This window comes from Pseudoalteromonas sp. S554, assembly GCF_005930865.1.
GTDB lineage: Bacteria > Pseudomonadota > Gammaproteobacteria > Enterobacterales > Alteromonadaceae > Pseudoalteromonas > Pseudoalteromonas marina.
This window is the reverse complement of record NZ_PNDV01000057.1, coordinates 19,444-27,048: the sequence shown is the minus strand read 5'-3', so window position 1 is coordinate 27,048 and position 7,605 is coordinate 19,444. Positions and strand designations below refer to the sequence as shown.

The window sequence follows — 7,605 nt, the reverse complement described above, 5'->3', positions numbered from 1 at the left end:
TCAAACTTTTCTTTTGCCATCTTAAAAAATTCCTAATTAAGAAATTAAAGCCTGACTCACTATTGAGCCAGACAAGCTAAAATCATATTACAGCGCGAGCTGAAATTATTGTATCTGCAACCTGCTTTGAGGCTTCAGCGTACTTCAAAAACTCCATAGAGTAAGAAGCACGACCCTGAGTTGCAGAACGTAAAGCAGTCGCATAACCGAACATTTCAGACAGTGGAACCTGCGCATTTATTTGCTTAAGCCCACCAAGTGCATCTTCCATGCCCTCGATCATGCCGCGACGACGGTTTAAGTCGCCAACTACATCACCCATGTTTGAGTCAGGAGTGATTACCTCAACCTTCATTAGTGGTTCTAAAAGAACTGGGTTTGCTTTAAGCGCACCGTCTCTCATAGCTAATGAACCTGCAATTTTAAATGCCATTTCATTCGAATCTACATCATGGAACGAACCATCATATAAAGTCGCTTTAACGCCAAGTAAAGGATAGCCTGCCAGTACACCTTGAGACATTTGCTCTTGGATACCTTTGTCTACCGCTGGGATGTATTCTTTAGGAACTGATCCACCTACGGTTTCGTTAACGAATTCGTAAATTGGAGAATCATCATCCGAAATATCCATCGGTTCAAGCTTCAACCAAACGTGACCATATTGACCACGACCACCTGATTGACGAATGAACTTTCCTTCAACTTCTACAGTTGAACGAATAGCTTCACGATATGAAACCTGCGGCTTACCAACGTTACATTCAACACTGAATTCACGTTTCATACGGTCGACGATAATATCTAGGTGAAGTTCACCCATACCAGAAATAATTGTCTGGCCTGATTCTTCGTCAGTTTGTACGCGGAAAGACGGATCTTCGGCAGCTAGTTTACCTAGCGCGATACCCATCTTGTCCTGGTCAGCGATTGTGCGAGGCTCAACCGCAACAGAAATAACTGGTTCTGGGAATTCCATACGCTCAAGCGTAATAATTGAATTCGGAGCACACAGTGTCTCACCTGTTGTAACGTCTTTAAGACCAATAGCCGCCGCGATGTCGCCTGCGTAGACTTCTTTGATCTCTTCACGAGAGTTTGAATGCATCTGTACGATACGGCCAAGTCGCTCACGCTTACTTTTAACTGGGTTGTATACCGCGTCACCCTGTTTAACAGTACCAGAGTAAACACGGAAAAAGGTTAAAGTACCAACAAACGGGTCTGTTGCAATTTTAAATGCAAGTGCAGCAAACGGCGCTTTATCATCAGCTGGACGTTCCTCTTCGGTACCATCTTCTAAGATACCTTGGATTTGTTTAACTTGTTCTGGTGAAGGCATGTATTCTACAACGCCGTCAAGCACCGCTTGAACACCTTTGTTTTTAAATGCGCTTCCACAAGTTACTGGAACAATCTCATTGGCTAATGTGCGTTGACGTAAAGCATTTTTAATTTCTGCTTCACTTAACTCTTCACCTTCTAAGTATTTGTCCATTAGTTCTTCTGAGGCTTCAGCAGCGCTTTCAACTAAATGAGAGCGCCATTCTTCAGCTGACTCGAGAAGGTCTGCCGGTATTGCCTCATATGTGAAAGTCATACCCTGGTCCGCTTCGTTCCAGTTAATCACTTTCATTTTTATAAGGTCAATAACACCTTTAAAGTCGTCCTCAGCGCCTACTGGCAACTGAATTGGAACAGGCGTTGCTCCAAGACGAGATTTCACCTGGCTAACAACAGCTAAAAAGTCAGCGCCCGTGCGATCCATTTTATTTACGAAGATCATTCTTGGAACTTCGTATTTGTTCGCTTGACGCCAAACTGTTTCAGTTTGCGGCTGTACACCAGAAGAAGCACAAAGCACAACTACCGCACCATCAAGTACACGCAAAGAACGCTCTACCTCGATAGTGAAATCTACGTGTCCTGGAGTATCAATAATATTGATACGATGGGCGTCAAATTGAGCGTCCATCCCTTTCCAAAAACACGTTGTTGCAGCAGAAGTGATTGTGATACCACGCTCTTGTTCCTGCTCCATCCAGTCCATAGTTGCAGCGCCATCATGTACTTCACCGATCTTATGAGAAAGACCTGTGTAGAACAGAACACGTTCTGTTGTGGTGGTTTTGCCTGCATCTACGTGAGCTACTATGCCGATATTACGGTAGCGCTCAAGTGGAGTTGTACGTGCCATATGATCCTCTTAAAGGTTAAGGACAGATTACCAACGGTAATGAGCGAATGCTTTATTCGCTTCAGCCATACGGTGAACGTCTTCACGTTTCTTAACCGCAGTGCCTTTATTATCAGCAGCGTCAACGATTTCTTGAGCTAAACGTAAGCCCATAGATTTTTCGCCACGCTTACGTGCAGCGTCTACTAACCAACGCATACCTAATGCGTTGCGACGAACTGGACGTACTTCAACTGGTACTTGATAAGTTGAACCACCAACACGGCGAGATTTAACCTCTACCTGTGGACGGATGTTATCAAGTGCAGATTCAAAGATTTCTAGGTGCGACTTGCCTGATTTCTCAGCAGCCACGTCTAGCGCACCATAAACAATTTTTTCAGCAGTAGATTTCTTGCCGTCTAACATTACGATGTTAACGAATTTAGCAAGAAGTTCCGATCCGAACTTAGGATCTGGAAGAATTTTACGTTGACCTATTACGCGTCTTCTAGGCATTTTGTATCTCCGGTTTATTCAGGTTTGCTCTTTCGAGTCAATCACCCAAAACAATAATTAATAATATTTAGTGCTTGGCCTTACTAACGGAATACAATTACCCTTTAGGGCGTTTTGCACCGTATTTAGAACGAGCTTGACGACGGTCGCTAACGCCTGCACAGTCAAGTGCACCACGTACAGTGTGAAAACGCACACCTGGTAAATCTTTAACACGACCACCACGGATTAGGATTACACTGTGCTCTTGAAGGTTATGACCTTCACCACCGATGTAAGATGTTACTTCGAAACCGTTAGTTAAACGTACACGAGCTACTTTACGTAACGCTGAGTTTGGTTTCTTAGGTGTAGTTGTATATACACGAGTACATACACCGCGCTTTTGCGGACACGCTTTTAGTGCAGCTGAGTTACTTTTCGTAACCTTGCTACGGCGTGGCTTACGCACTAGCTGGTTAATAGTTGCCATTTAAATAGCTCCTGAAATTAAAATTACTACTGAAAAAAATAAAAAAATCCGCCCTTTATTACCTGCCTACGATAAGCACACAAGTAAATGGGTGGCGGAATTTTAATGAGCAAAGTTTAACCTGTCAACCTAAACTAACCGTAAGACAGCACTTAACTGCCTTACGATCTCTTAATCTATTGATTAAGAACAGTTTATTGATTTCCAGACAAATCAGCATTTAGTGCATCAGTTAGTGCTTGAGTTGCCTCTTCAGCGCTTACTGTTTGCTCTTCTACTACTTCTTTGCTTTGTTTACGGCGAGCCATACGATCTTGATGATACGCAAAACCGGTACCGGCTGGGATCAAACGACCCACAATTACGTTTTCTTTCAGACCGCGAAGCTCATCGCTCTTACCATTCACTGCTGCATCTGTAAGAACACGTGTTGTTTCTTGGAAAGACGCTGCAGAGATGAAAGATTCTGTCGCTAGTGATGCTTTAGTAATACCCATTAACTGGATTTCAAACTTCGCTGGGATCTTACCTTGTTTTTCAAGGTCACGGTTTGCGATATTAACGCGCGCCACTTCGATTTGTTCACCAGCTAAGAAGTCAGTATCACCACCGTGTAAAATGGTACATTTACGTAACATTTGACGGATAATTGTTTCAATGTGCTTGTCATTGATCTTAACGCCTTGCAAACGGTAAACCTCTTGCACTTCGTTAACAATGTAGTTAGCAACATGAGTCACACCACGTAGGCGTAAGATGTCATGTGGTGATTCAGGACCATCGGCAATTACCTCACCTTTAGACACTTGTTCACCTTCAAACACGTTAAGTTGACGCCACTTAGGAATCATTTCTTCGTAATGATCGCCTTCAGCTGGAGTAATAACTAAACGCTTCTTACCTTTAGTCTCTTTACCGAAGCTAATAGTACCGGTGATTTCAGCTAAGATAGCTGGATCTTTTGGCTTACGCGCTTCAAATAAGTCGGCTACGCGAGGTAGACCACCCGTGATATCACGAGTTTTAGAGCCTTCTTGCGGGATACGTGCTAACACGTCACCTGGGTTTGCAGTCGCACCGTCTGTTACTTCAATCGTTGTGAATGAAGGAAGACGTGTTTCTTGCAGACCACGCTCATCACTTTCGATGATAAGTTTAGGCTCTTTAGCATTCGCTTTAGCAAGGTCTTTAACTACGATACGAGTCAAACCAGTTAGTTCATCGGTTTGTGTCTCTGTATTCGAGTCATCGATATCGCTAAACGATACTTTTGATTTGTGCTCAAGAACGATTGGGTGACTATGCGGGTCCCAAGTAGCAACAATGTCGTTACCTTGAACTTCTGCATTGTCTTGAACTGTTAATACTGCACCATAAGGCACTTTATAACGCTCTTTTTCACGGCCATGACTATCGATGATAGTGATTTCCGTTGAACGTGACGTAATAACAATCTTACCGTCTGTATTTAATACATACTTAGCATTGTGAAGTTTTAATGTACCGTTAGTTTTAACTTGTACATTATTTTCAGCTGACGCTCGAGATGCCGCACCACCGATGTGGAATGTACGCATCGTAAGCTGTGTACCCGGCTCACCAATTGACTGTGCCGCGATAACACCTACTGATTCACCTGCGTTGATGATATGACCACGTGCAAGGTCACGACCATAACAGTTAGCACATACACCAAAGTCATTATCACATGTGATAACTGAGCGTACGCGTACTTCATCAACCGAGTGCTCTTCTAAAAGGTCACACAGTTTTTCATCAAGCATGATATTACGTTCTACAAGTACAGTATTAGTACCTGGAATAACAACATCTTCAGCTACAACACGACCTAGTACACGTTCGCGAAGCGCTTCTACAACATCACCACCTTCAATAAGCGGTTTCATTGTTAAGCCATCTTCTGTGCCACAGTCGTCTTCGTTGATTACCAAATCTTGTGCTACGTCTACTAGACGACGCGTTAAGTAACCCGAGTTCGCTGTTTTCAGTGCTGTATCGGCTAGACCTTTACGCGCACCGTGAGTTGAGATGAAGTACTGAAGTACGTTTAGACCTTCACGGAAGTTAGCCGTGATTGGTGTCTCGATGATTGAACCATCTGGACGTGCCATTAGACCACGCATACCTGCTAGCTGACGGATCTGAGCGGCACTACCACGAGCACCTGAGTCGGCCATCATAAACACTGAGTTAAATGACGGTTGCTCTACTTCTTCACCTTTCGCGTTGGTTACTGTGTCTTTCGACAAGTTAGCCATCATCTCACGTGATAAGTTTTCATTTACACGTGACCAGATATCGATAACTTTGTTGTACTTCTCACCAGCCGTTACAAGACCTGATTGGAATTGTTGGTTGATTTCAGTTACTTCAGCTTCTGCTGACTCAATGATCTGCGCTTTAACCGGTGGGATAACTAAGTCATCGATACCGATAGAAACACCAGACTTCATTGCGTAATGGAAACCGGTGTACATAACTTGGTCAGCAAAAACAACTGTGTCTTTAAGGCCTAAGCGACGGTAACACTCATTCAACAAGCTAGAAATCTGCTTTTTACCTAGTGGCTGGTTGATTGACTCAAACGGCATACCAGTTGGTAAAATTAGAGACAGAATTGCACGACCTACCGTTGTTTCGATAACCGTTGTAGTATCTTCTACTACACCGTGCTCGTTAGCAACTGACTGGCTAATACGTACTTTCACAATAGCGTGAAGGTCTGCATTACCGCTACGGTATGCTTTTTCTGCTTCTTTAGGATCTTTAAATATTGCGCCTTCGCCTTTTGCGTTGATGCAATCACGGGTCATGTAGTAAAGACCCAATACAACATCCTGTGAAGGAACGATGATTGGCTCACCATTCGCAGGAGATAGAATGTTGTTTGTTGACATCATCAATGCACGTGCTTCAAGCTGTGCTTCGATTGTTAACGGTACGTGTACCGCCATTTGGTCACCATCGAAATCGGCGTTGTAAGCCGCACATACTAATGGATGCAAATGAATCGCTTTACCTTCGATAAGCACAGGCTCAAACGCTTGGATACCCAAACGGTGAAGTGTTGGTGCACGGTTTAGTAATACCGGATGTTCACGAATTACTTCGTCTAATACATCCCATACTTCCGCTACTTCACGCTCTACCATTTTCTTAGCAGCTTTGATTGTCGTAGCCATGCCGCGACGCTCTAGTTTGCCGTAGATAAACGGTTTGAATAGCTCAAGTGCCATCTTCTTAGGAAGACCACATTGGTGAAGCTTAAGTGTAGGACCTACTGTGATTACAGAACGGCCTGAGTAATCTACACGCTTACCAAGTAAGTTCTGACGGAAACGACCTTGCTTACCCTTGATCATATCAGCAAGAGATTTAAGCGGACGCTTGTTAGAACCTGTAATAGCACGACCACGACGACCGTTATCAAGTAGCGCATCTACCGCTTCTTGTAACATACGTTTTTCGTTTCGTACGATAATGTCTGGTGCTGCTAAATCTAATAGACGCTTAAGACGGTTGTTACGGTTAATAACACGACGGTAAAGGTCATTTAGATCAGATGTCGCAAAACGACCACCGTCTAGTGGTACTAATGGACGTAGATCAGGTGGCAATACTGGAAGTACTGTCATGATCATCCACTCAGGGTTATTACCTGATTGGTGGAATGATTCCATTAACTTAAGACGTTTAGTGATTTTTTTACGCTTAGTTTCAGAGTTAATTGTTGGTAACTCTTCACGCATCTCAGCAATTAATTGGCCAAGATCAAGTTCACGAAGCAAGTCTAAAACTGCTTCAGCACCCATCTTCGCTTCAAACTCATCACCGTGCTCTTCTAATGCATCTAGGTACTCTTCTTCACCGAGTAACTGACCACGCTCAAGCGTTGTCATACCTGGCTCAGTTACTACGAATGATTCGAAGTAAAGAACACGTTCAATATCACGAAGCGTCATATCTAGCATTAAGCCGATACGTGACGGTAATGATTTTAAAAACCATATATGTGCTACTGGGCTCGCAAGGTCAATATGACCCATACGATCACGACGCACTTTGGTCAGTGTAACTTCAACGCCACACTTCTCACAGATCACACCACGGTGTTTAAGGCGTTTATATTTACCACATAAACACTCATAATCTTTCACTGGGCCGAAAATACGGGCACAGAATAAGCCATCGCGCTCAGGCTTGAAAGTACGGTAGTTAATAGTCTCAGGTTTCTTTACTTCACCGTATGACCATGAACGAACCATGTCTGGTGAAGCAAGACCAATGCGAATTGCATCGAATTCTTCGGTCTTATTTTGTTGCTTCAGAAACTTAAGTAAGTCTTTCACCTTAGCTCTCCTGTCGGAGTTAATCTCGAGGACGGGTAATCTCGTCCCTACATTCTATTCAGCCGTAA

Annotated in this window: 4 protein-coding genes; all 4 read right to left on the bottom strand. The window is 43.5% G+C overall.

Going from position 1 to position 7,605, the window contains the following annotated elements; all coding sequences use genetic code 11:
* Positions 1-82: 82 nt before the first annotated feature.
* A complete protein-coding gene (gene fusA, locus CWB65_RS13100) occupies positions 83-2,197 on the bottom strand; it encodes an elongation factor G (protein ID WP_006791258.1) in 2,115 nt (704 codons plus the stop codon).
* 27 nt (positions 2,198-2,224) lie between these two features.
* Positions 2,225-2,695: a 30S ribosomal protein S7 gene (rpsG, locus tag CWB65_RS13095; protein WP_004588211.1), complete on the bottom strand. Its 471-nt coding sequence runs from the start codon at positions 2,693-2,695 to the stop codon at positions 2,225-2,227.
* 97 nt (positions 2,696-2,792) lie between these two features.
* Positions 2,793-3,167, bottom strand: a complete 375-nt coding sequence (gene rpsL, locus CWB65_RS13090) for a 30S ribosomal protein S12 (protein ID WP_002958885.1) — start codon at positions 3,165-3,167, stop codon at positions 2,793-2,795.
* Between the two features lie 194 nt (positions 3,168-3,361).
* On the bottom strand, positions 3,362-7,537 hold the full coding sequence (gene rpoC, locus CWB65_RS13085) for a DNA-directed RNA polymerase subunit beta' (RefSeq protein WP_006791259.1): 4,176 nt from the start codon (positions 7,535-7,537) through the stop codon (positions 3,362-3,364).
* Positions 7,538-7,605 lie beyond the last annotated feature (68 nt).